Below are 22,855 nucleotides of genomic sequence, written 5' to 3'. Positions count from 1 at the left end.
AAAATGCGGGAGTAGCTCAGTTGGTAGAGCGCAACCTTGCCAAGGTTGAGGTCGCGAGTTCGAGACTCGTCTCCCGCTCCAGATTCCTAAGGGAAGCCTAGGCTTCCCTTTTTAATCGACCACGGCGCAATGGCAGAGTGGTTATGCAGCGGATTGCAAATCCGTCTAGGTCGGTTCGATTCCGGCTTGCGCCTCCAGTAATTCTGGTCACAAGTCGGTAGTGCAGTAAAAAATGCGGGAGTAGCTCAGTTGGTAGAGCGCAACCTTGCCAAGGTTGAGGTCGCGAGTTCGAGACTCGTCTCCCGCTCCAAATTCAAAAAGCCCAAACTTCGGTTTGGGCTTTTTTCTTTTCTGCTGCAGGCAAGCGTTAGAGCAGCTAAAACACCATAAGAGCAAACCGATAGTTCCACCACGCTCTGATGTGGGTCCACCCTACACGCTTAAAGCTAGCCCCTCATCAAGAATTAGCACTCTACATTGCAGCGATGCCTGGAACGCTGCGCCTACGAACGCAGTGCCTCCATACAGACTGAATACACCCGCCACCTACCGCGCCCGCAGCAAAGAAAACCAAGCACGCTTTGCACAGCCCAGATCCGGCTGCTGCCAGTACCAGGCCTTTAGGTTAATATCGCATTTCGCACACGGATACATTCCCCAAATCTGCCGATTTGACGCCGCTGGACAGCTGCTTGAGTCCGTATCACGGCACCAAGCTCCTCTAAACCCGTCAACGAACCCACTGTAGAACGTGATGGCCTTGATTAATCCTGTACGGAACACGCTGCTTGACCTGGCACCGGTACAAGCCATCGCGACCAGCTTGAAGCGGCTTGTATCTGGCAAGCATAGGAGCGGGCTACACAAGGCTGGGGCCATCACAGTTCTGGCCATACTGCTGAGCGGCTGCGCCGGCGTCAAAATCGCCACTGTCAGCACCGAGGACTACATTGCCCAACGCCGTGGCGACATTCTTACCACTAATAAACTCAGCGCTTCCGCACGCGATACGCTGACCAGTCTGGCTATCGCGCCCGAGCAATGTGCTAAAGATATTCCCCACTGCTCTTCCAGGCTGACAGAGCTGTGGAATCTGGACACCGAGCAGCGCATGGCCACCTTGGCCGAGATCTGGACGCAAGAGGCCTTGCGTTTGCAGGGGCGTCGCAATGCCCGGCCAGACTTCTCGACCGAGCTGTTCGATGCCTATCTGCAAAGCGCCCGCTATGCCTACGCCTATCTGTTCTTCACGGATCGCAGGCCTGGAGACCGGGCATTTGAAGACCGCCAGACCCAGGTGCGTGACTACTACAACTACGCGGTGCAGCAAGCGACCATGCTGCTGTTTGCCAAGTATCACGACACCAGCTACGCCTTCCAGAAAACTATCGAGATTGGTCGGTGGCGTATTCGTGGTGATCTGTCCCAGGTACGCGATGCCACCGCCCCTCAGCCCCATGAGCTGATTCCGGCCTCCCAATTAACATTCCGCGGGGTGCGCAGCATTTATCGGCGCGACGGTTTTGGAGCCGAGATGGTGGTCGTGAACGAGTCAAAGGATGTCACGCCGAACAGCTTTCAAAGCACTTATAGCGAGCCGCCCTTCCAGGCAGTGACGGGGATTATTACTTTCCCCGGCGAAACCCTGTCCCAGGTTCTGCAAACTCGCGACGCCACCATTATTGGCTACGATCCGTACCAGCAAACCAGCGTCAAGCTGAAAGACGTGCAAGTGCCCTTGGCGGCCAATTACACCTCTGCCTACGGGCTATGGCTGGCGCGCTCGGACTTCTCGACCCAGGCTTTGCGCACCGTCCTGGGACGGGACGGTGGTATTGAATCCCCGCATGTGTTCCTGCTGCAACCCTATGACCCGAATCGCCGCGTCATCATCATGTTGCACGGCCTGGCCAGCAGCCCGGAAGCCTGGATTAACGTCGCCAATGAGGTGCTGGGCGATGAAGAATTACGGGATCGCTATCAGATCTGGCAGGTCTACTATCCAACCAATCTGCCCCTGCCCTACAACAATGCCGAGATTCGCAAAGCCCTGACAGAAACCTTCCGGCATTTTGATCCGGACAGGAAGGCCATTGCCTCAAACAATATCGTGGTGATCGGCCATAGCATGGGCGGTGTGCTGGGACGTTTGCTGGTGTCCTCGTCCGACAATCTGCTGGAAGACGCAGCCCGCGACCGTTATCAAATGGATGATGTCAGCATCGCCAAAATGAATCAGGAGTTTGGCAATGTGGTGCACTTCTCTCCCCTGCCCGGTGTGACGACAGCGATCTTTATTGCTGCGCCTCACAAGGGCACACCGTTTGCGGGAAATCGTATTTCACGCTTGGCGGCAGCACTGATTACCTTGCCGGTTACGGTGGTGACTCAACTCAACAAGCTTAGCCAGGTGGCTGTGGGCAACACGCCCGCCAAAGACGAGATGCTGATCCTGCCCAATGGCGTGGAAAGCCTGCGCGACAGCGATCCATTCATGCAGATCACCTCCAAAATGCCGATCTCCACGCAAGTGCGTTATCACAGCATTATTGCCAATGACACGCCCAAAAAAGACCTGCTGTATTCGGACGATGGGCTGGTGCCTTATCAAAGCTCCCATCTGCCCGGTGCGACCTCGGAACTGGTGATTCCCTTCTCCCACAGCGTGCAGGAAACGCCCGAGGCAATTCTGGAAATTCGGCGGATTTTGCGGGAACAGTAGTAAGAAGCAGGAAGGAAGGAAGGAAGGAAGGAAGGAAGGAAGGAAGGAAGGAAGGCGGAGTTGCTTCTTGCTGTTGCTGTTGCTAAGGCAGTCCAAGGGTCAGACCCCTGACATCATCCCAAGAACACACATGCTCCACCTGACAGGGTCCCTCTACCGACTCTTTCAAGTTACCCCCGCTTCATCGCCTTTTCATAATCCCAACCACCGCCCAGTGCCTTGTACAGATCCACCATATTCTGCAACTGGCTTTCCCGCACGGCGATGACCTGATTTTCTGCCTCGTACAGATTCCGCTGCGCATCTAGTTGTTCCAGATAAGACGCATAGCCAGCCTCATAGCGATTGCGGGCGTGCTCCAAGGAGCGCTTTAAGACGTCCCGACGTGCGGTCACGTGGCTTAACTCTTGCGCAAAACGACGCTGGCCCGCCAAGGCGTTTTCCACTTCGGAAAAGGCCGTCAAAACAACGCCGCGATACGCAAAGGCCGCCTCATCGCGCTGGGCTGTTGCAGAATCAAACTGCGCCTGCAAACGACCACGGTCAAAAATTGGTGCCAGAATGCTGCCACCCAAACTCCAGATCTTGGTCGGGTCATAACTCAAGGCGCTGACGTACAAAGCCCCTGCCCGTGCCGACAAGGAAACCTGCGGCAAAAAGGCAGCCCGGCTGGCTGCCATGGACGCGTCCTTGGAAGCCAAACCGAGCTCTGCTCGCGCAATATCAGGACGGCGGCGTAGCAGCTCGGACGGCAAGCCAGAGCCCGGTGCAGGCAGCTCTAAAGCCGACAAGGTGGAACTGGCGCTCTGTTCATAAACCGCAGGCAATTCCCCTGACAAGAGGCGCAAAGCGTTGTGATGACGGCTAATCGCCAATTCCAGCTGTGGAATATGCTGCTCTACCGCTTCCAGCTCGGACTGGGCCTGGGTCAACTCCAGCTGGGAGATATAGCCCGCATCAAACTTTTCCTGCGCCAGGCGCAAGGCTTCTGTCCGGGAGGTAGAGGTGGCCTTGGCCTGCTGCAACTGTGCATCCAGACCCAGCAAGGCAATATAAGTACGTGCTGTCTCGGAGGCGACGCTCAAGGCAATGGCATCATAATCCGCCTGCGTAGCAGACAGTTTGAGTTCAGCCGCTTTCGCCTGCGAACTCAAGCGCCCCCATAGATCCAGCTCCCAATTCAATTGCAAGGCAGGTTGTACCGCACGGCTGATTGCCATACCGCCAGGCCCCAGGGCCCGCTCTGCATGCGCGCCTGTGTCAAAAGCCAAGGAAGGGCCCAAGGACGAATCCACCAGCTGCACGGCCGCCCTGGCCTGTTCGATGCGGGTAGCGGCACTCAAGATATCGTTATTGCGTGCCAAGGCAGCTTCCACAAGCGCACTCAAGCCGGGATCGTTAAAGGCTTTCCACCAGGCCGAATCGACCACAGTGCCTTCAGAGGATGCTCCTATCCACCCGGATGGCACGGCTACCTGCGCCTGCTCGGGTGCGACCCGGTAAGCAGGCATACAGCCGGACAACAGCGCCGCAGCACTTAACAAGGCCATGCCATACGTTCTTGCAGACAGGATCATTGTTCATGCTCCTGTTTTGTTTGATCAGGCTTATCGGAAATATCCACCTTGGCAATCACGGACATGCCAGGTCGCAAACGCTCCATACCGGGCTGATCCGCATCGATAGCAATGCGTACCGGCAAGCGCTGAACAACCTTGGTGAAGTTGCCGCTGGCATTATCCGCGCGCAGCACAGAAAACTCGGAGCCCGTGGCCGGGGCAATACGCTCTACATGACCTTGAAACTCTGTGCCATCCAGACCATCAACGGTGAATCGGGCCAACTGCCCCACATGAATACCCGCCGTCTGCGTTTCCTTGAAGTTCGCCACTACCCAACGGGTATCCGGCACCAGAAACAACAGTTGCGAACCTGCCGTCACATACTGCCCCTGACGCACAGACGCTTCGCTGACCTGACCGGCTGCAGGCGCGGTCACCACGGTGTTATCCATATCGATGCGAGCCAAACCCAAGGCGGCTTCAGCGGATTTCACCTTGGCCTGCAAGGTCGCCCGAGCCACCTCGGTGGACTTGATGGTTTCTTCGGCAATCGCAATGTTTGCCTTGGCTTGCAGCATATTGCCGCGCCCCAGCTCGGCAGTCGCTACAGCCTGATCTCGCTCTCGCACCGAGATCGAACCTTTGTTTGCCAATTCCCTGGCACGATTACGATCCGCCTCGGAGCGACGGGCTTCAGCCTGAGCCGACACCAAGGCCGCCTTGCGAGCATCCAGGCTGGCGCGGTTCTGTGCCTGGGCTTGATCCAGATTCGCCAACTCAGCCAAAGCCGCATCCAGTTGAGCCTGCGCCTGATGCAGTTTCTCTTTATAAATGCGTTCATCAATGCGCACCAAAGGCTGGCCCGCCTGGACTCGCTCAAAGTCCTGCACCAATACCTCGGACACATAACCGCTTACCTGCGGTGCCAGCACCGTCATTTGCCCACGTACATAGGCGTTGTCGGTAGTGACACGAGTGGTGTTGAACGGCCCCAGGTTCCAAGCCCACAAGATCAACAGCAAACCTCCCAACAATACAAAGGCCATCGCAATGACACTGCGTTTGCTGGGTTTGATGATCTTGGGCGGCAGAGAAGGTTCAGTATTCGGACCCAGCTTGCCATCGTTATCCGAGTCTGTCGGCGCGGCAAGCTCACTATTGCGATCCTGATTTTCAGATGAAGTGTCTTGACTCATAAATACGGACCAGGTTTAAGAATTCGAAGAAGTGCCAGCAGCGGCTTGCGCTCGTCTGGACTGAATAGCGGGGCCAGCGGCCAGCAACACGGGCCACAGCAAAAAGCCCGTCGCCAGAATGCCAATCAACAGAAAAACATCGTTGTACGCCCTGACACTGGCCTCGCGGCGGGCAATCTGTGCCAACTGAGCCGTGCCCGTCGCCGCCCTCAACATCGGATCGGTCACTGTTGGCCCTACAGCCTGTTGCTGCTGTTTCAGACGATTGGCCACCAAAGGCTCAGCCACATTCACATGGCTGACAATGGCCGCGTAATGATGCTGCTGGCGCTGCTGCTGAAACGTGCTCAAGGTCGCGGTGCCCATCAATCCGCCCAAAGTCTGAGTGACATTGAGCAGCACAATAAAAGTCACGATATGGTCAGGGCCATACTTGAAGGCTTGCTTGAAGCCAATCATCACCAAGGGTCCCATGAACATGCCCGCGCCAATGGACAGCACGAACTGGCTATAGAAAAAGTCCTGCGGGCGGTCCAGGCTGGTACGCCCAAAATCCATGAAGCTGGACACGCCAATCAGCAAAATCGCGGCAAACACCTGTACCAGAATCGTCTTGGGCCCAAAGGTGATGGCGCTGAGCACAATGCCGCACACAATGCCCACAAACACCACCCAGAACAAAGGCTGCATCTGCTCCGAGCCCATGCCCAAACTGCGCAGCATATTAACCATGCCGTAGTTCTGCTCGGTCGTGATGAAGCGCAAAATCATGGCCCCGACGGCAAAGTAAATGGTGGAACCCTGCGCCAACCACCGCACTTTCAGCAAAGGATTGACGCGGTGATATTCCAGAAACGAACAGACGGTGAACAGGAACAAGGACGCCATCGCCATCCAGGCCAGGCTTGTGTCGTTGAACCACCAGCGGATATAGCCTTGCGTCAAGAATGCGATCAGCAAACCGGCAGCCGGAGCAAACAAGGCAAAAGCCAGGAAGTCCAGTTTTTCAAACGCCTTGATCTGATAGCCGGGGGGCAACTTCAACAGCACTACTGCCGCAAAGGAGCACAAGGCCATGCCCGCCTCAAAGCTATACAGGCCGTGCCAATTCCCCAGCTCTATCAAGGACGGCGACAGCACCCAGGCCAAGGGCGTCGCCATTTGCGTGATACTCACTCCCAGCACCAAAGCCTTACCTAGCAGGCGTCTGGGGAAAGCTTGCAGCATGTACAAGACGCCCAGGGTGCTGGCCGCCGCACCAGAAAACCCGCTGGCACCACGCAGAAAAATCAGCGATTCAGCACTATTAATGGATAAATGAAGCAAAGCCAGAACGGCATACAAACCCAGGCCTATCTCGGCAAACAGGCGCATGCCATATTGCTGCCTGAACTTGAACACCAGCAAATTGGCGGTGATATTGACCATGGCATAGGCTGCGGGCAACCAGGCTGCCTCGGAGGGCGTCAACCCCAGCTCCCCTTGCAGCGTCGGCAAATTCACCGACACCAGGGCATTACCCAAACCACCTGTCAAACCAACCAGAATCGCAACCAGACCATAAGCCACACGGATATGCGATTCATGATGAGGTGCCGATGGCGAGCCCGGCATGAAGGGCTTTTCATGCTCCTCCCAATGTGGATGCGGCTTGATGTACTGACTCATTCAGGCTCCCAATCGGGAGCATTACGGTCCACCTGCAACAACACGCCTTCACACAAGAACTTCAGCGAGCGTTTTACGAACAGTAGCCTTTCCTTGTCCGTGCGCCCCCGCAAGCTGGCAGCCAGCATGCCAATCAACAAGGGAATGTCCGTGGGCTGCAAGGCCGGGTTGCACTGCCCGGCGGCCTGCCCCATTGCCAAGGGTTCGCGCGCCAGATCAACCAAACGTGCGCGCACCCCCACAATGGTGGGGTGATTGGGGTCAATCGCCTTCCAGTAATCCGACATGGGAGCCGACTCCAGCGCGAACCCTGCCAGCACCTGCATCAAGACCTTGAAGTCCTGGGCATTGCCTTTGCGCTTGCTTAAGAAGCGCTCTTCAATCCGGTCTGCTGCCCGTATCAGCAACGCCTCCATCAAGGCAGCCCGATCAGGGAAATTGCGATAGAGCGTCGCCCGTCCTACCCCTGCCTGCGACACAACCTGATCCAAAGGGGCCGTGACACCACACTTGCTAAAGACCGTGTTAGCCGCATCCAGCAACAGTTCCCGGCGTTCCAAGGCATCAGAACGATTAGGTAAATTCCGGTTTTTCATTCCGAAATTATACGGACAGTTTTGTCCGCTTAAAAAGGCATCAAGCTAAAAAAGCTGTAAGAAACGATATTCCATATATGAAATAAAGGCTGAGGAAGGCTTGAATCCAACACGCGCAGTCTTGGCCTGAACGGCTAAAACTGCGCTTGCACAAAGGCTTTCCAAACCGGAACCGGGGCCTTGTCAACGTAGCGTCAAATACTCCCTGGAAGCAGCTTAAACACCTTGGGTGCCCTTAGCAAAATCCGTCTTTTGCTGCTTCAGCCAACTATCATGCAGCCACTTCTCTGTCTTGCGATGGCCAGGGAAAGTAATCCAGGTAATGTCGCGCTCGAACACTATGGGCTGCTCATCCGGCCCAACAATGACCCAGAACCACAGGCGATCCTCCAGGTTGCGCGCCTTCACTTTCATACCGGTCAAGGCCACTGTTTCGGTACGACCATTCCGCTCTACACGGATAGGCTCATCATGGGTATCGACCCAATGAATCTCCATTTTTGGCAACAGGTCAGGGGCATGCTCCTTCAAGAAAGCACGAGCGATCGCCTCACTACGTTCAGCGCTGGGCAAGGGCCGATCCACCAGGTCCAAAGAGATATGCGCAAAGCCCTTCAGCCGCCCGGACTCAGACACTACAGAGCTGAAGTGCTCACCTTCCAAACCTGAATTTCGACCATCTTCACGCTCATAACGAGTCAATACAACGGCTTCACCATCCACGCTGACAGCCCGCTGGGCCACTTGAACGTAAGCCTCAGGAACAAAGGCGGCAGCCGGATTGTTGATTGTGGTACTCATGACATTCTCCGTAGTAGAAAGACTGTTCTGTGTCTGCACAGGAAAAGCCCAGGCAGCTTGCAACGTTGCAACAGCAAGCACAGCAGAAAGGGGAAGACGAACTCGCATCGTTGTGAACTCCTAGTTGGAAAAAACGGCGTAGATCGCGCAGATGGCCAATACACCGGCAAGCAGCAAATAGGTGCTGGCCAAAGTCATATCCGCAGTCTGTTGAGCCAGCCATGGCCCCAGACTTGCGCCAATAAACAGCACAAAGGTGTAGAGCGACACGGCCAATCCCCGCACCGAGATATCGCTGACTGCTGCCACTCGGGCAATCAGGCTAGGAACGCTGATGCCCAGCCCGGCCACAAACAGGAAACTGGCACCCAGCAAAGCCATCAGGTGCTCTTCCCCTGCCCATGCACTCAAGGCCAAGCCAGCAGCGGCACACGCTAATCCAGAGCATAAGGTTCGCTGAGGCCCTAGCTTCGGCATCACGACAGCCACCAGCAGGGGCATCAAAAAAGCAGGCGCCACCACAGCCCGTGTCATCAAAGGAGACATTCCCAACTGCGCAAATTGCATCCCGAGCTTGCTATCCAAAGTCATGTAGAAAGCAACGAAACACATCAGCAGGAAGAATGCAGGCAGGTAAACACGACGCAGTCGTGCATCAGCCAACAAGCCACCTATGGCTTTGTAATTGCTGAAAAATCCGCTTAAGCCTTGGCCCGCCTGCATATCAGCGGGTTTCTTCCACAGGCACCAGGCCGTCAAGGCGAATACAAGACACAGCGGCCAAAAGGCAGCCGCCAGCCCCCAAGGTCCAGCAACCAGTCCGCCATAAATCTGCCCCAGCAAACCAGCGGAAAGAAATGCCGTACTCATCCAGGCCACACTCCACACCCTTTGACGTGGGCTACCCCGCTCTGCCAGATAGGCAATCGCTACGGGAGGGAAAGAAGAAGCCGCCAAGCCCTGCAACACACGGCCGACCATTAGGGACCAGGAGGTACTTGCTACGGCCAGCACCACCGTCGCACCCACCAGGGCCAGCAGGCCTGCGACCATGACATTGCGACGCCCCACTCGATCGGACAGGGGACCAAAGATCAGAAACCCGGCTGCGTAGGCAAACCCAAAACTGCTCACCATGCCCGTCGCATCAATGCCATGGCTTTGCTTCAAGACTCCAAGAATGGGCAAAGGCAGGTAAAGCAGCGAAACAACCGCTAAAGCGCAGACAACCATCAAGGCACGCAAACCTGTCCCGACAGCTTGCGGATCACTAGCAGATACTTTCATGATAAATGTTCTTAGCTGTTATACAGCAAGCTACATATTTATTTAAAAAAAACGGCCGACAATCAACCGCCGCTTGTCTTGGGCAAGATGCCTTGTTGATTGAGCTTGAGCATCAAGCGCACAAGCACATCGCGTTCTTGCGCGTCGAAATGACTCATCAGCTCAGCAACCCACACATAGTGAGCCGGCAAGGCTTTACCCAAAACCTGGGCCCCATGCTCTGTCAGGCGAACCAACCAGGCACGACGATCCTGAGGGTGCTGCTCCCGATCACATAAACCGGCAACTTCCATGCGATCAATAATGCGAGTCATCGTCTGCGACGTAACCGACACCCCATCTGCCAGCGTGCCTATGCTCAAGCCATCCGGATTGCGTTTGAGCAGAATCAGCACAAAAAACTGTGTCTGCGACAAACCGGAAGTGCGATCAAGATTGGCCTCAAAAGCCGACAACATTTCACTGGTAGCCGAAGCCCAGATAAGCCAAGCCTGCAACCCATCCACATCCGGGTTGCGGTACTCGACGCCCATCTTTACCAGAGTGTCGTAGCTAGGAAGGTCCTTGAGTTCAAACATCGCGCTGCCACATAGTTATCATGGCTGAAATGTAGCTGACTACTTATATTTGGGTCAAGTGAATTAATGAGGCACAAGTCTGAAGAAGCAGATCCGTCTTGATCCATACTTCCTTTTAATCAAATAATCCTTGTACTGAACCTTGGCCTGGAAAAAACATGACACCCCAAACCGCCCCCCGCATGGCATCCTACAACAGCCAGATGAACCGCCGTCTTTACGATGCGGCGGCCAGTCTTTCAGCGCAAGACTTGTATCAGGAACGTAAGGCTTTCTTCGGTTCGCTGTTCAAGACCATGATGCACATTGCGGTGGGGGACACCGTCTGGCTGCACCGCTTTGCCGAGCATCCTGATGCTCACGCCTTGCGCGAGCAAATCGGCGTATTTGCCAAGCCACGCGCACTGGACCAGCAGTTGTTCGACACCTTGGCGGAACTGGATCAGTACCGTCACAAGCTGGACCGGATCATTATTGATTGGGCCGCCACGCTGACACCGGAGCAACTGGGCCAAACGCTACGCTACAGCAATATGGCGGGCCAGAGTATGGAGAAGGATTTTGCGCTTTTAGTGACGCACTTTTTTAATCACCAGACTCACCATCGCGGTCAGGCCAGCACCTTGTTGTATCAGGCAGGTGTCGATATTGGGGTGACTGATTTATTGGCTTTGGTGTCCTGAGTTTGTAGCCCGCAGGCCTCAAAGCAGACCGACAGCGCTGTACTTGTAGCTCAAGGACTACAAGATCTCGGTGTCCGAGATGCAGCAAGCAACCTATCCGCTTCCAATAAAAAAGCCTGCTTGGCGATGACAAGCAGGCTTTTGCATCAGGCTCTACTGCCTGCACCTTTCTCTCTTAATACTGCGCCCGCAAGGACAGCATCACGTTCTGGGGCGCCCCATACCAGCCCTGGTTATAAAACCCGATCTGCGAGTAGTACTTCTTGTCGAACAGGTTGTTCACGTTCAGCGTGGCGGACATGCGCTTGTTGAAGTCATAGCGCGCCATCAGGTTGACGATGGCATAGCTGCCCTGCTCTACCTTGACCACTTTACGGCCCGGTGCGGTCGCATCCTGGTACATGCGGTTTTGCCAGTCGATACCACCACCCACTGTCAGCCCTTGCCAATCGCCCTGCAAGCGATAGGTGGTGTAGAGCTTGAACAAAGTACGTGGTTTGCTGGTGTTGATGGGTTTGCCTTGTGCATCCTTGGCCGTGAAGGTCGTCAAGCTGCTGGCCAAGTTCCAACCGGGCATCAACTCCCCGCCCAGCTCCAGCTCGATACCTTCTACCTTGGCTCCCGACACGGGGCGATAGGCGGGGGTATTGGGCGGCGCGCCGATCACGTTATTGCCAGTGGCTTCGGCCAGATTGTCCTGGCGAGTCTGGAACACGGATACCGCCCCATTCAAGCGGCCATCCAGCCAGGCAGCTTTCAAGCCCAGTTCATAGCTTTTACCCGTGATGGGAGCCAGAAGATCACCCTGTTCGTTGCGGGCGTTCTGCGGTTTGAAGATTTCCGTATAGCTGGCGTAAGCCGTGTAGGTGTCGTCAAAGTCGTAGATCAAGCCGGCATAAGGGATGAACTCATTGCGGTTGCGATACTGGCGTTTGGCACCAAAGTAGGTCTGGTCCGTCTCCCAGTTACTCAAGCGTCCACCTACCATCAAGCGCAGATTATCCATCAAGGAAAAACGCCCTACGGCATAGGCACCAGACTGTCTGTTGTTCATGTCATCCGCCTGGGAGGGCTCGCCTGACCACACGGGTTCGGGCACGCGGCCCGGCTGATAAAAACTGCCCGCATCCGGCAAAGGTGCCAGGGCGCGATACTGCGGGAAGGAGACACGGTCCTGGGACATCATCCAGCCCACAGAGAACTCATGCTCTTTACCGAACAGCTCGAAGGGGCCGGACAAAGAGGCATTGAATGCCTTGCGACGCACATCCCCCTTGTAATAGGAATAGGAGTTAGCGGTACCCAAGCCGGTTTCCCGATCCGGGTAGCCGCCCCGGAAAATCTGTTTCATGGATGCATCGGTGTGCGACTGGTTATAAGTCAGGCGCAGCTTCAGCTCATTGGCGAACTGATGGCTTAAATCCAGAAAGCCCGTGGTGGTGTCATTCTCGATGCGCGACCAGTCCGTATTGTTGGAAACAGAGCGCTTGAAGTCTGTGCGCGAACCATCGCTATAGAACAGCGGAAAACCACTGCCAAAGCCATTGTTCGAGCTGGACTGATAGGCCACTCCACCGGTCAACTCCATGCCGGGCATCAGGTCAGCCGTAATCACGCCATACAAGGTGCGCGTCTTGGTGTCCTGCAAACTGGTGTAGCTGTTGGCCTTGCCATAAGCACCCACAATACGCCCGCGAATACGGCCATCTTCGGTAATAGGTGTGGAAACATCGGCATAACCACGGGCAAAGTCCCAGCTGCCTACGTCCACGCCCCCCGATGCCGCAAAATCACGCAAGGGACGCTTGCGTACATAGTTGACCGAGGCCGAGGGGCTGCCGGCCCCCGTCATCAAACCTGTCGCACCGCGTACCACTTCAACCCGATCAAACACCACCAGGTCCAGATTGCTTTCACCAAAAGCCCAGGGCGAGAGCACAGGCTGGGTCCAGCCATCAAACTGATAGTTATCGATGCCAAAACCACGCGAGGAAAAGGAATAACGGTTGGTATCGCTGCGCGTCACGGAAATACCCGGGGCGCTTTGCAGGGCATCGGCCGTTGTCTGCATACCGCGATCTTCCATCATCTGGCGGGTCACCACGCTGACCGACTGCGGTGTTTCACGAATGGACAGTGACAAACCCGTGGCTGTGCTCATTGCCTTGGTGGTGTAGGACTGGCTGGTTTCGGTCACCCCCGGATCTCGATTGCCTTTGATCGTAATTGTGGACAGCTCCACGGGAGATTGATCAGGAGCCTTGTCCTGTGCCCAGGCTGGGCTGCCCGCGGCCGCCAGCAGCATGGCGGAGCGAGTAAGAGGTGTCAGCAAACGCACTCGCAGGCGAGCAGAGCTGGAAGAAACGGCAAACATGAAGGTGGATCTCAGCAAAGGTTTTAGATGCGAACAATTATCATCTTCATGTTTTAGAGCGATGTATTCATAAACGCAAAAACGCTATGCCAAACATCAGTCCTGCCTATGACACGGCCCGATCTGCACGCTTTTGCAGCCAAAGCCAGGCGACAAGGCTGGCAACTACGGCCAACAGCATCGCGGCCGCCATGCGCACAGGCTGCCCGTAAACCCAAGGTACGCACCAGCCACTGACCAGGGAAAAGGTAGCCATCTGACAAAACCCCAGCAAGGAAGCCGCCAGCCCTGCGCGTGCGGGAACCTGCGCCAAGACCTGCATGGTCAACACCGGAAACAGCATGGCCAGCCCGGCGGCAAAGAATGCCGGCAACCCGACCGCCCACAGCAACGCGGGTTCTGCAGCACGTGCCAGGTAGGCGACATAGGCCAGGCAGCTCCCCAGCATCAAGCCATAGGCACAAGTAATCAGCTTGCGCGCTTCCCAAAGACGGGAGAGCTGAGCTGAGGCCAAGGCTCCCGCGCTGGCCCCAATCACCAAGGGCACGAACAAGGCCGCAAACGCGGTCTCGGGCAGCTTCAAGGTATGGGTAATGAAATCAGGCGCGGCACCAATCAAAAATGCCTGCGCACCGATCAACAAGCTCAAAGCCAGGCTCATCCCCATAAAAGGGATATTGCGCAACAAAAGCCATAGCTCGACCCGCAACTGCGACCAGACCAAAGGCTGACGTCTGGACGTCGGCAAGGTCTCTGGCAGGCGCAGCGCACACAAGCAAGCCGCCAGCGCGGCCAATACGGCCAGCATCCAGAACACCGAGCGCCAGCCCAGATGGGCGATCAACTGCCCGCCCACAATCGGCGCCAGCGCGGGCGAGACATTGAACACCAGCACGATATAAGAAAATGTGCGCTGCGCTTGCTGCCCCTGATAGCAATCACGCACCATGGCCTGCCCGATGACCAAGCCAGCTCCGGCGGACAAACCCTGCAAGACACGGCCCGCCAACAAGAACGAGAAGCTGGGCGCTACAGCCGCCATCACAGAACCAGCCACATAAACCAGCAAGGAAACCAGCACCACTGGCTTGCGTCCCCAGGCATCGGAGAAGGTACCGTGCAAGAGCAACATGGCCGCATACGCAGACATATACACACCCAGGGTCTGCTGCACGCTGTGTGGCGGCACATTGAATTCCTGTTCCAGAGCGCTGAATGCAGGTAAATAGGCATCAATGGTGGCCGGTGCCACGCAGGCCAGCAGGCCCAACATCAAAACCATCAAGGGATACGGAGGAAGCAGGAAAGGCGGCACAGTCAAATACAAAAAGAAGCGGCCCACAAGGGGCAGGGTCTTTCAGCATGAGCGATGCAAGCACCGTCGGGGAATGCGCAACGCTTGAAGAGCTTTGGGCAATGACGGGACAGCCTAGTTCAATTCGCTGGGTGAGATGCCATAGCGCTCACGGAATGCCGTGGCGAAGTTGGTGGCATGGCGATAGCCTACATAGTGCGCTGCCTGCTGTACGCTCCAGCCTTGTGCCAGATACTCTCGCGCCAGTTCCAGCCTGCGCTCACGCAGCCAGCCAAATACCGAGCATTGATAGACCGCCTGAAACTTCACCCGCAAAGTGCTGGGACTCATGCAGGCCAGTTTGGCCAGATCTGCCAAGGTGTAGTCCTCGCCAGGCGAATGGTAGAGGCGCTCTCTGACACGTTCGAGCAATTGCCGGTCGCGCGCGGAGACGGGGGAATCTTTTTCTGTTTCTCGGGCCAGGCCATCCAGCGCATGAGCCAGCACTTGCAAGCTGACCCCCTCCAGCAACAGATTGTGCAAGGTGCCCTGCCAGGGACTGTCTATCAACTGATCGATCGCGCTCAACAAATGCGGGGGCACCGCCCAGCGTTGCAATCGTATCCGCGAAGAACCCATGACGTTGGCCAGCATCTCTCCCAAGGGCGAATCAGCCAAGCTGTCAGGCGTATGTAAAGTGATGTTCAAGCCACGCAGGCGCTGCCCAGCAGGATGAGTTCCTGTCATGGCCACCGCGTCCGCATGTGCAATGGTGGCCCCACTTTGAGCCATCATGCTGACCGTTTTCTGGCTGGCGAGCTGAGTCTGCGCCCGACCCTGCAACATGACAATGGCCGAGAACTGCGGCGCGGCCAAAGAGGTCGCCTGGTATTGGTGGTGAGTGATGATGTCTGAAAGCACCATCTTCATGCCGGGCCGGACCTCGTATTCCTGCACGCGCCCTTCGGCAATACAAACCTGCTCCATGTCCTGCTTGGGACCGTTGTAATCCGGCAAGCAATAGCGAAAACCCGTCGGACTACCGAGTCGGTCAAAGTCCGATACCGTAAATCTGATCATAGGAGTGTGGGAGCAAGCAGCCCGAGCCAGGCCCGCAAATAATTCTTTAATGGCGCGGATGGCAGGAAAGAGTGAAATAGGCCACATGAGAATAGCACACATTCTCAATTATATGGCGACTTCCACATTCCCCTTTATGCCACAACTATTGCCTTTTCAAGGACCTATATGCCAATAGCCGGGCACCCTATAAGCATGCTGCTATAATCCGCCCCGGCAATTAGTGATCCTTTTGCCACTACCTTTTTTGCAAGAAGAATCCTTCATGAATAACACCGTGCCAAGTTTTGGTCGGCGTCAATTTCTCAAAATTCTTGGTGCTGGGGCAGCTGCGCTGTCAGCTACCGCGATGGGACTTTCGACAGCCGCCGCTCAAGTTCCTGCAGCCGTCCGGCCCTACAAACTGCTGCGCGCCAAAGAAACTCGCAACAACTGTACGTACTGTTCAGTCGGTTGCGGCATCCTCATGTACTCCATGGGCGATGGCTCCAAGAATGCGAAACCCCGTATCTTTCACATTGAAGGCGACCCGGATCACCCGGTCAGCCGTGGCTCGCTCTGCCCGAAAGGCGCAGGCCTGCTGGACATGATTCATTCCAAGAACCGGCTGCTGCACCCCGAATACCGGGCGCCCGGCTCCAAGGAATGGGTCAAGATCAGCTGGGAAGACGCTACGCGACGCATTGCCCGCTTGCTGAAGGACGACCGCGACGCCAACTTCATTGCCAGGAACGAGAAAGGTCAGGTCGTGAACCGCTGGCTGTCCTCAGGCTTTCTGGCCTCCTCGGCAGCCTCCAACGAAACCGGCTTGCTGGACTTCAAGTTCACTCGCGCTTTGGGCATGCTGGGTATCGATTGCCAGGCGAGGCTCTGTCACGCCCCCACCGTCTCGGCCCTGGCCCCCAGCTTTGGGCGCGGTGCCATGACCAATCACTGGGTGGACATCAAGAACGCCAACGTGGTGATCGTGATGGGCGGCAATCCCGCCGAAGCCCACCCGGTCGGTTTCAAATGGGTGATCGAGGCCAAGATCAAGAACAAGGCCAAGGTCATTGTGGTGGACCCGCGCTTTAACCGCACGGCGGCCGTGGCGGACATCTTCTCGCCCATCCGCGCTGGCTCGGACACCGCCTTTTTGATGGGTATGGTGCGCTGGCTGCTGGAGAACGACAAGATTCAGCACGAGTACGTGCGCTCTTACACCAACGCCTCCCTGATCGTGCGCGACGACTTCACCTTTGACGAAGGGGTGTTCTCGGGCTTCAACCCGCAAACCAAGGTGTACGACAAGTCCTCCTGGACCTATGCGGTGGACGAGAACGGCGAAGTGATGCGCGACATGAGCATGACGCATCCACGTTCCGTGCTGCAGCTGTTGAAAGCCCACGTGGACCGCTACACGCCCGAAGTCGTGGAGAACATTACCGGCGTCAAGCAGGCCGATTTCCTGCAGATTGCCGAAATCATTGGTTCCTGTTCGGCCAAGAACAAAACCCTGACCTGGCTGTATGCGCTGGGCTGGACGCACCACACGGGTGGCGCACAGATTATTCGTGGCGCTGCCATGATCCAGCTTTTGCTGGGCAATATCGGCATGGCTGGCGGCGGCGTGAACGCCCTACGCGGCCACTCCAATATCCAGGGCTATACCGACCTGGGCCTGCTGTCCTTGCGTGTGCCAGGTTATATGAACCTGCCCTCGGACAATCAGCAGACGCTGGCGCAGTATCTGGAAGAAACCACGCCCAAGGATGTGTTGCCCGGTCAGGTGAACTACTGGAAAAACACACCCAAGTTCTTCATCTCCTTGCTGAAGAACCTGTACGGCAAGCACGCCACGCCAGCCAACGATTTTGCCTTTGACCTGCTTCCCAAGTGGGATCGCAGCTATGACATGCTGGCCTACTTCGACATGATGTATGAAGGCAAGGTCAACGGTTACTTTGCGCAGGGCTTTAATCCGCTGGCCGCGATGCCGGACAAGAACAAGACGTCCAAGGCTCTGTCCAAGCTGAAGTTCCTGGTTATTGTGGACCCGCTGGTCACCGAGACCTCGAACTTCTGGCGCAATGAAGGCCAGTTCAACGACATCAAGACAGAAGAAGTGATGACGGAGGTGTTCCGCCTGCCATCGAACTGTTTTGCTGAAGAGGACGGTTCCATCGTGAACTCGGGCCGCTGGTTGCAGTGGCACTACGCCGGGCAGCAACCTCTAGGGCTGGCCCGTCATGACCCCAATATTCTGGGCGAAATCATGATGGAGTTGCGTCGCCTGTACGAAGAGGAAGGCGGTGCCTGTCCCGAGCAGGTTCTGAGCATGACCTGGGACGCCGATACTTATCACGACCCACACTTCCCGCATCCCGAAGAAGTGGCCAAAGAGGCCAATGGCTATGCGCTGGCTGACGTGTTCGACGACAACGGCAAGCAGATCCTGCGCAAGGGCCAGTTGCTGGACAACTTCGCGCAACTGCGCGATGACGGCACCACGCAAAGCTACTGCTGGGTATTTGCCGGCTCCTGGACGGAGAAAGGCAACCAGATGGCCAATCGGGACAATACCGATACGGGCCTGGGCAATACTCCCGGCTGGGCCTGGGCCTGGCCGGCCAACCGGCGCATTCTGTACAACCGTGCATCCATGGATGAGATGGGCAATCCCTGGGATCCCCAACGTCAAATCCTGCATTGGGATGGCAAGCAATGGACCGGGGCCGATATTCCGGACTTCCCGGCCAACCTGCCTCCCGGTAGCCCTGCTGCCCCGTTCATCATGCTGCCCGAAGGTCTGGGCCGCCTGTTCTCGGAAAAAGGCATTAATGACGGCCCCTTCCCGGAGCATTACGAGCCGGTAGAAAGCCCGATTGCCAAGAACCCGCTGCACGAAAAGGTGACACACAACCCAACGGCACGGATTCTGTCCAATGATGCCGAGCGCATGGGCAACCGTCACGACTATCCGTATGTGGCCACCACCTACTCCATTACCGAACTGTTCCGCCACTGGACCAAGCATTCCTATCTGAATGCCATGTTGCAGCCTGAACAGTTTGTGGAAATTGGCGAGCAACTGGCCGCTGAAAAAGACATCCGTCACGGCGACACCGTCAAAGTCACCACCAAGCGTGGCTACATCACAGCCAAGGCCGTGGTGACCAAGCGCATGCGGACCCTGACCGTTGCGGGTCAGGAAGTGCAGCAAATTGGTATCCCCTGCCATTGGGGCTTTGAAGGTGAAACCCGCAAGGGCTTTCTGGCCAATACCCTGGCCCCCGGCGTAGGCGATGCCAATACGCAAACACCGGAGTTCAAAGCCTTTCTGGTCAATGTCGAGAAAATGAAGGGAGCCACGGCATGAATTCGCAAAACATAGTGCGCCGTTCGGCCACCAACTCGGTCACGCCTGCGCCGCAGGTGCGTGATCACCAGATGGAAGTCGCCAAGCTGATTGACGTGTCCATCTGCATTGGCTGCAAGGCTTGCCAGGTCGCCTGCAATGAGTGGAACGACTTGCGCGGCCAGGTCGAGGAAAACGTCGGCGTGTACGACAACCCTAGCGACCTGAGCCCCGACAGCTGGACCTTGATGCGTTTTACAGAGCACGAGGACGAAGCCGGCAAGCTGGAATGGCTGATACGCAAGGACGGCTGCATGCACTGCGAAGACCCCGGCTGTCTGAAAGCCTGCCCGGTTCCTGGTGCAATTGTTCAATACGCCAATGGCATTGTGGATTTCCAGTCCGATCTGTGTGTGGGCTGCGGTTACTGCGTGGCGGGCTGTCCTTTCGACGTACCGCGTATCTCCAAGAAGGACAACAAGGCCTACAAATGCACGCTGTGCTCGGACCGCGTCACCGTGGGCCAGGCACCCGCTTGCGCCAAAACCTGCCCCACCGGCGCAATTGCGTTTGGCTCCAAGCAGGAAATGAAAGATCTGGCCTTGAGCCGTATCGAGGACCTGAACGAGCGCGGTTATGAAAACGCTGGCCTCTACGACCCGCAAGGCGTAGGTGGTACCCACGTCATGTACGTGCTGCAACACGCGGACGATCCCCAGCGCTATGCCGGTCTGCCCAAAGACCCGCACATCAGCTCGGTGGTCGGTGGCTGGAAAGATGTGCTCAAACCCGCTGCAGCGGTGGCAGGCGCCGTGGCTGTCGCAGGGATGGCAGCACACTTTATTGGCGTAGGCCCGAACAGTGTTGACGAGGACCACGAGGACACAGAGGCAAAGGCATCTGAAGGAGGCGATCATGGCCAAGAAAAATAATCTTGTTCTGCGCACCAAATTCCCCGAAAGACTGTGCCACTGGGCAGTGGTGCTCTGCTTCTTTCTGGCCGCAACGTCAGGGCTGTCCTGGTTTTACCCTTCTTTTTCCTGGCTCAGTTCCTTCCTGGGCACACCGCAACTGGCCCGCGTCCTGCACCCTTTTCTAGGGATCGCGGTTTTCGTCGGCCTTTGCTATATGTTTGTGCGTTTTGTGAAGTACAACTTGCCAGCAAAAACTGATCTGATCTGGTTCCGTAATGTCAAAGGCGTGATCCTGAATAACGCCAAACAGCCTTTGCGTATCGGTAAATACAATGCCGGTCAGAAAGTGCTGTTCTGGCTGATCATGCTGTCCATCGTCACGCTGCTGGTATCGGGCCTGATCATGTGGCGCGCGTACTTTGCCGAGTTCTTCAGCATTCCCGTGTTGCGCCTGGCCATCCTGATCCACTCGGTCGCCGGAATTGGTTTGATCTTGCTGATTCTGGGCCATATCTATCTGGCGATCTGGGTGCGCGGCTCCATCACCGGCATGGTGACCGGCTATGTCTCCAAAGCCTGGATACGTCATCACCACGACCGCTGGCATGATGAATTGCAGGCTGCAAAAAAAGATGCGAAGGAAGGCAAGGCATGAACGAAATCCCTATCGTCCGCTCCGTGCCGTCGGAAGCCTCCACCCGGCATTTTGATCCCATCCTGCGGCCCGAACTGCACGAGCTGTACACCGCCCGCGCAGCCCGTCTGCGCGAGCTGGCTCAAGGCCATGAGCTTGAGGCCTATCTGCAGCTGGCTGCCGATATTGCTCAGGCACAGGCCCAGGTTTCGGAACAAGCCCAATCGGATGCCGATGCCGTCGATCCTGTTGCCATTGCTCGTCAGGGTGCCTGGACAGCGCATCTGGACGCCCTGCTGGAGCAGCTTGCTCCCAGCGCCTCGCCCGCTATCAGCCCTCATCTGGATGCGCTGCGCGCCATGAGCACCCAGGCACGTCGCGAGGCAGGCCTGGCCTTGGCACAAAACCAGTTCGACGCCGTCTCCCAGGCACTGGCTCCGTTTTTATGGGCCGCCTTGTCTCTGGAAGTTGCCCTGGCCGCACGAGCTCTTCCCTTGCCTGCAAACAGCAAGGAAGAGTCTGCCAGTTGTCCGGTTTGCGGTGGCGCCCCTGTTGCCAGCCTGATCCACAAAGGCACGCGCCAAGGCTTGCGCTACTTGCACTGCTCCCTGTGCGAGTGTGAATGGCATATGGTTCGTGCCAAGTGCACGAACTGCGCCGACGCCGGCGATCTGGACTATCTGAGCTTTGAAACGACCGAGGCGGTCGTCCGTGCAGAAAGCTGTGGTCACTGCCATAGCTATCTGAAAGTCATCTCACAGGAACGCGATGCGGCAGCAGAAAGCGTCGCCGATGACCTGGCCAGCCTGGTGCTGGACGATGCTGCGACCGGAGAAGGTTATGGTCGCACGGGCTTGAACCCCTTCGCCTTGCCCGATCAGGCCCTGTAAAGAAACGCCCGGACTGGCCCAATGCTGATCCGGGCTTTTTATATATCCGTTTCGCTACCCGCCTCACACTCTGTGCCAAGCACACTCCATACCCTCCCCTCGTGGCTGCACCATCACAAGAACTGGCAGCCAAGCCCTGATACCGATGTGCAAACTCCAAATAGCCAGCAATGGGTCATCGACAGCAGAGCATTAGCGCCCTCATCATATAGATACGATTTGTAGTCCGGATATTTGTTTTCTACCAGTCGGCACACCCTATAATCAAGAATGATTCCTGTTCAGCATTCTATATTCCGACCCTGATGAAGACCTCCCTGCCCCGCTTTCTGATCAGTGCCGCCACGCTCTGCCTGGCGTTCACACTTCCCTCCCACGCCCAGCAAACCCAGCGCCCCTGGAACGAGGCAGCCGGTCCCTCCATCGTGGACCAGCAACAAAGCCTGTACCGCTTCGAGACGCTGATCATGTCCTCGGAAGACGGCAAGCGGCACTACAAAATACAGATAGGCACCCCGAACCGCCCCGCCCCCGCACGCGGTCATCCGGTGATTTATATGGTGGATGGCAATGCCGCCATGGCCAGTATTGATGTGGACGACCTGAAAGCCATCAGCGCCTTGTCTGCCCCGGTCCTGGTTGCCATTGGCTACGACACCGAAGCGCGCCACGATGTGATTGCCCGCGCCTTCGACTACACGCCTCCCGTTACGGAAAACGGCGTCAGCAAACCTGTGGAAGTACGGGGCCGTTCAGGCGGCGGTGCAGATATTTTTCTGGACTATATAGAAACCCACATCAAGCCTGCCGTGGAAGAACGCGAGCCTATTGATCGCTCCCGCCAGACCCTGTGGGGCCACTCTTACGGCGGCCTGTTCGCCTTGCACACCCTGTTCACCCATCCTGATCTGTACCAGCGCTACGTGGCGGGCGATCCCTCCCTGTGGTGGTATGACGGGATTCTGGTCAAGACGGCTCAGGCTTTTGATACAACGCTGGCCAAGGACAAGCGCATTGCCATCATGGTGGGCGGGCAGCGCCGCAGTACCTCCATGAGCAATGCTGCGGCTCAATGGTCCGCACAGGATATGGCCAAGCATTTGCAGGATGCAGGGCTGAACGTCAGCTACGAAAACTTCAGCGACTTGAACCACGGGCAGATGCTGGCCGCCTCCTTGAAGCCTGCTCTGCGACTTGCGGCCCAGCCGTGATGCCTTCAAACCAAAGGCATCACCACTG

17 protein-coding genes and 3 tRNA genes are annotated in these 22,855 nt (G+C 56.7%); 10 read left to right on the top strand and 10 right to left on the bottom strand.

All coding sequences use genetic code 11. The annotated features are described in order from the left end of the window. The first annotated feature begins 5 nt into the window (after window positions 1-5). The 4 genes from ACLPGZ_RS14130 (at window position 6) to ACLPGZ_RS14115 (ending at window position 2,722) form a co-directional block, all read left to right on the top strand. Window positions 6-81 (top strand) — tRNA-Gly (locus ACLPGZ_RS14130). 42 nt (window positions 82-123) lie between these two features. Beyond that, window positions 124-197 (top strand) — tRNA-Cys (locus ACLPGZ_RS14125). 37 nt (window positions 198-234) lie between these two features. Beyond that, window positions 235-310, top strand: a tRNA-Gly gene (locus ACLPGZ_RS14120). 444 nt (window positions 311-754) lie between these two features. Then, complete coding sequence (locus ACLPGZ_RS14115; RefSeq protein ID WP_239054533.1) at window positions 755-2,722, top strand: esterase/lipase family protein; 1,968 nt, start codon at window positions 755-757, stop codon at window positions 2,720-2,722. A 170-nt stretch (window positions 2,723-2,892) separates the two neighbouring features. Here the strand turns inward: ACLPGZ_RS14115 and ACLPGZ_RS14110 are convergent, their stop codons facing one another. The 7 genes from ACLPGZ_RS14110 to ACLPGZ_RS14080 form a co-directional block, all read right to left on the bottom strand. Continuing rightward, window positions 2,893-4,299: an efflux transporter outer membrane subunit gene (locus ACLPGZ_RS14110; protein WP_239054534.1), complete on the bottom strand. Its 1,407-nt coding sequence runs from the start codon at window positions 4,297-4,299 to the stop codon at window positions 2,893-2,895. Continuing rightward, a complete protein-coding gene (locus ACLPGZ_RS14105; protein ID WP_021446918.1) occupies window positions 4,296-5,480 on the bottom strand; it encodes an HlyD family secretion protein in 1,185 nt (394 codons plus the stop codon). Before ACLPGZ_RS14105 ends, ACLPGZ_RS14110 begins: the two co-directional genes overlap by 4 nt. A gap of 15 nt (window positions 5,481-5,495) precedes the next feature. Then, complete coding sequence (locus ACLPGZ_RS14100) at window positions 5,496-7,148, bottom strand: MFS transporter (RefSeq protein WP_115633954.1); 1,653 nt, start codon at window positions 7,146-7,148, stop codon at window positions 5,496-5,498. Next, entirely contained in the window at window positions 7,145-7,744 is a 600-nt protein-coding gene (locus tag ACLPGZ_RS14095; protein ID WP_009459745.1) for a TetR/AcrR family transcriptional regulator, read from the bottom strand. Before ACLPGZ_RS14095 ends, ACLPGZ_RS14100 begins: the two co-directional genes overlap by 4 nt. A 216-nt stretch (window positions 7,745-7,960) precedes the next feature. Next, window positions 7,961-8,545 (bottom strand): hypothetical protein, encoded by a 585-nt coding sequence (locus ACLPGZ_RS14090; RefSeq protein WP_239054535.1) that lies wholly within the window; start codon window positions 8,543-8,545, stop codon window positions 7,961-7,963. 120 nt (window positions 8,546-8,665) lie between these two features. Next, window positions 8,666-9,832, bottom strand: a complete 1,167-nt coding sequence (locus tag ACLPGZ_RS14085) for an MFS transporter (RefSeq protein WP_115633956.1) — start codon at window positions 9,830-9,832, stop codon at window positions 8,666-8,668. A 62-nt stretch (window positions 9,833-9,894) separates the two neighbouring features. Beyond that, window positions 9,895-10,410: a MarR family winged helix-turn-helix transcriptional regulator gene (locus ACLPGZ_RS14080; protein WP_060186383.1), complete on the bottom strand. Its 516-nt coding sequence runs from the start codon at window positions 10,408-10,410 to the stop codon at window positions 9,895-9,897. Between the two features lie 158 nt (window positions 10,411-10,568). Between ACLPGZ_RS14080 and ACLPGZ_RS14075 the strand changes: the two genes are divergently transcribed. After that, complete coding sequence (locus ACLPGZ_RS14075) at window positions 10,569-11,093, top strand: DinB family protein (RefSeq protein ID WP_239054536.1); 525 nt, start codon at window positions 10,569-10,571, stop codon at window positions 11,091-11,093. A gap of 175 nt (window positions 11,094-11,268) precedes the next feature. On the opposite strand, the gene fauA is transcribed toward ACLPGZ_RS14075, so the two are convergent. From fauA to ACLPGZ_RS14060, 3 genes are all read right to left on the bottom strand, one after another. Continuing rightward, window positions 11,269-13,467, bottom strand: coding sequence for a TonB-dependent alcaligin siderophore receptor FauA (gene fauA / locus ACLPGZ_RS14070; protein ID WP_239054537.1), 2,199 nt, complete (start codon window positions 13,465-13,467; stop codon window positions 11,269-11,271). 106 nt (window positions 13,468-13,573) lie between these two features. Further along, window positions 13,574-14,749: a Bcr/CflA family efflux MFS transporter gene (locus ACLPGZ_RS14065; protein ID WP_203145856.1), complete on the bottom strand. Its 1,176-nt coding sequence runs from the start codon at window positions 14,747-14,749 to the stop codon at window positions 13,574-13,576. Window positions 14,750-14,896: 147 nt separating this feature from the next. Beyond that, window positions 14,897-15,841, bottom strand: coding sequence for a helix-turn-helix transcriptional regulator (locus tag ACLPGZ_RS14060; protein ID WP_239054538.1), 945 nt, complete (start codon window positions 15,839-15,841; stop codon window positions 14,897-14,899). 265 nt (window positions 15,842-16,106) lie between these two features. On the opposite strand from ACLPGZ_RS14060, the gene fdnG reads away from it, so the two are divergent. From fdnG to ACLPGZ_RS14035, 5 genes are all read left to right on the top strand, one after another. Then, window positions 16,107-19,199, top strand: a complete 3,093-nt coding sequence (gene fdnG, locus ACLPGZ_RS14055; protein ID WP_429641570.1) for a formate dehydrogenase-N subunit alpha — start codon at window positions 16,107-16,109, stop codon at window positions 19,197-19,199. Then, a complete protein-coding gene (gene fdxH / locus ACLPGZ_RS14050) occupies window positions 19,196-20,110 on the top strand; it encodes a formate dehydrogenase subunit beta (protein ID WP_115633962.1) in 915 nt (304 codons plus the stop codon). Before fdnG ends, fdxH begins: the two co-directional genes overlap by 4 nt. Continuing rightward, window positions 20,094-20,747 carry a formate dehydrogenase subunit gamma gene (locus ACLPGZ_RS14045; RefSeq protein WP_203145569.1) on the top strand — a complete coding sequence of 218 codons (654 nt, stop codon included), beginning with the start codon at window positions 20,094-20,096 and terminating at the stop codon, window positions 20,745-20,747. The genes fdxH and ACLPGZ_RS14045 overlap by 17 nt, the downstream gene beginning before the upstream one ends. Further along, a complete protein-coding gene (fdhE, locus tag ACLPGZ_RS14040) occupies window positions 20,744-21,616 on the top strand; it encodes a formate dehydrogenase accessory protein FdhE (RefSeq protein WP_268380171.1) in 873 nt (290 codons plus the stop codon). The genes ACLPGZ_RS14045 and fdhE overlap by 4 nt, the downstream gene beginning before the upstream one ends. 305 nt (window positions 21,617-21,921) lie before the next feature. Further along, window positions 21,922-22,827 (top strand): alpha/beta hydrolase, encoded by a 906-nt coding sequence (locus tag ACLPGZ_RS14035; protein WP_115633965.1) that lies wholly within the window; start codon window positions 21,922-21,924, stop codon window positions 22,825-22,827. The last annotated feature ends 28 nt before the right edge of the window (window positions 22,828-22,855 follow it).

The organism is Alcaligenes sp. Me129 (assembly GCF_050487245.1).
GTDB lineage: Bacteria > Pseudomonadota > Gammaproteobacteria > Burkholderiales > Burkholderiaceae_B > Alcaligenes > Alcaligenes phenolicus.
Note: the sequence above shows the minus strand (reverse complement) of the source record. Positions and strands in the feature narration are given on the sequence as shown.

What these genes read in the sequence shown, in the direction of transcription:
- ACLPGZ_RS14045 (WP_203145569.1), top strand. Translation starts at nt 20,094, where the DNA reads ATGGCCAAGAAAAATAATCTTGTTCTGCGCACCAAATTCCCCGAAAGA.
- ACLPGZ_RS14105 (WP_021446918.1), bottom strand. Translation starts at nt 5,480, where the DNA reads ATGAGTCAAGACACTTCATCTGAAAATCAGGATCGCAATAGTGAGCTT.
- ACLPGZ_RS14065 (WP_203145856.1), bottom strand. Translation starts at nt 14,749, where the DNA reads ATGGTTTTGATGTTGGGCCTGCTGGCCTGCGTGGCACCGGCCACCATT.
- ACLPGZ_RS14035 (WP_115633965.1), top strand. Translation starts at nt 21,922, where the DNA reads ATGAAGACCTCCCTGCCCCGCTTTCTGATCAGTGCCGCCACGCTCTGC.
- ACLPGZ_RS14110 (WP_239054534.1), bottom strand. Translation starts at nt 4,299, where the DNA reads ATGATCCTGTCTGCAAGAACGTATGGCATGGCCTTGTTAAGTGCTGCG.
- ACLPGZ_RS14080 (WP_060186383.1), bottom strand. Translation starts at nt 10,410, where the DNA reads ATGTTTGAACTCAAGGACCTTCCTAGCTACGACACTCTGGTAAAGATG.
- ACLPGZ_RS14115 (WP_239054533.1), top strand. Translation starts at nt 755, where the DNA reads ATGGCCTTGATTAATCCTGTACGGAACACGCTGCTTGACCTGGCACCG.
- fdhE (WP_268380171.1), top strand. Translation starts at nt 20,744, where the DNA reads ATGAACGAAATCCCTATCGTCCGCTCCGTGCCGTCGGAAGCCTCCACC.
- ACLPGZ_RS14095 (WP_009459745.1), bottom strand. Translation starts at nt 7,744, where the DNA reads ATGAAAAACCGGAATTTACCTAATCGTTCTGATGCCTTGGAACGCCGG.
- fauA (WP_239054537.1), bottom strand. Translation starts at nt 13,467, where the DNA reads ATGTTTGCCGTTTCTTCCAGCTCTGCTCGCCTGCGAGTGCGTTTGCTG.
- fdnG (WP_429641570.1), top strand. Translation starts at nt 16,107, where the DNA reads ATGAATAACACCGTGCCAAGTTTTGGTCGGCGTCAATTTCTCAAAATT.
- ACLPGZ_RS14090 (WP_239054535.1), bottom strand. Translation starts at nt 8,545, where the DNA reads ATGAGTACCACAATCAACAATCCGGCTGCCGCCTTTGTTCCTGAGGCT.
- fdxH (WP_115633962.1), top strand. Translation starts at nt 19,196, where the DNA reads ATGAATTCGCAAAACATAGTGCGCCGTTCGGCCACCAACTCGGTCACG.
- ACLPGZ_RS14085 (WP_115633956.1), bottom strand. Translation starts at nt 9,832, where the DNA reads ATGAAAGTATCTGCTAGTGATCCGCAAGCTGTCGGGACAGGTTTGCGT.
- ACLPGZ_RS14075 (WP_239054536.1), top strand. Translation starts at nt 10,569, where the DNA reads ATGACACCCCAAACCGCCCCCCGCATGGCATCCTACAACAGCCAGATG.
- ACLPGZ_RS14100 (WP_115633954.1), bottom strand. Translation starts at nt 7,148, where the DNA reads ATGAGTCAGTACATCAAGCCGCATCCACATTGGGAGGAGCATGAAAAG.
- ACLPGZ_RS14060 (WP_239054538.1), bottom strand. Translation starts at nt 15,841, where the DNA reads ATGATCAGATTTACGGTATCGGACTTTGACCGACTCGGTAGTCCGACG.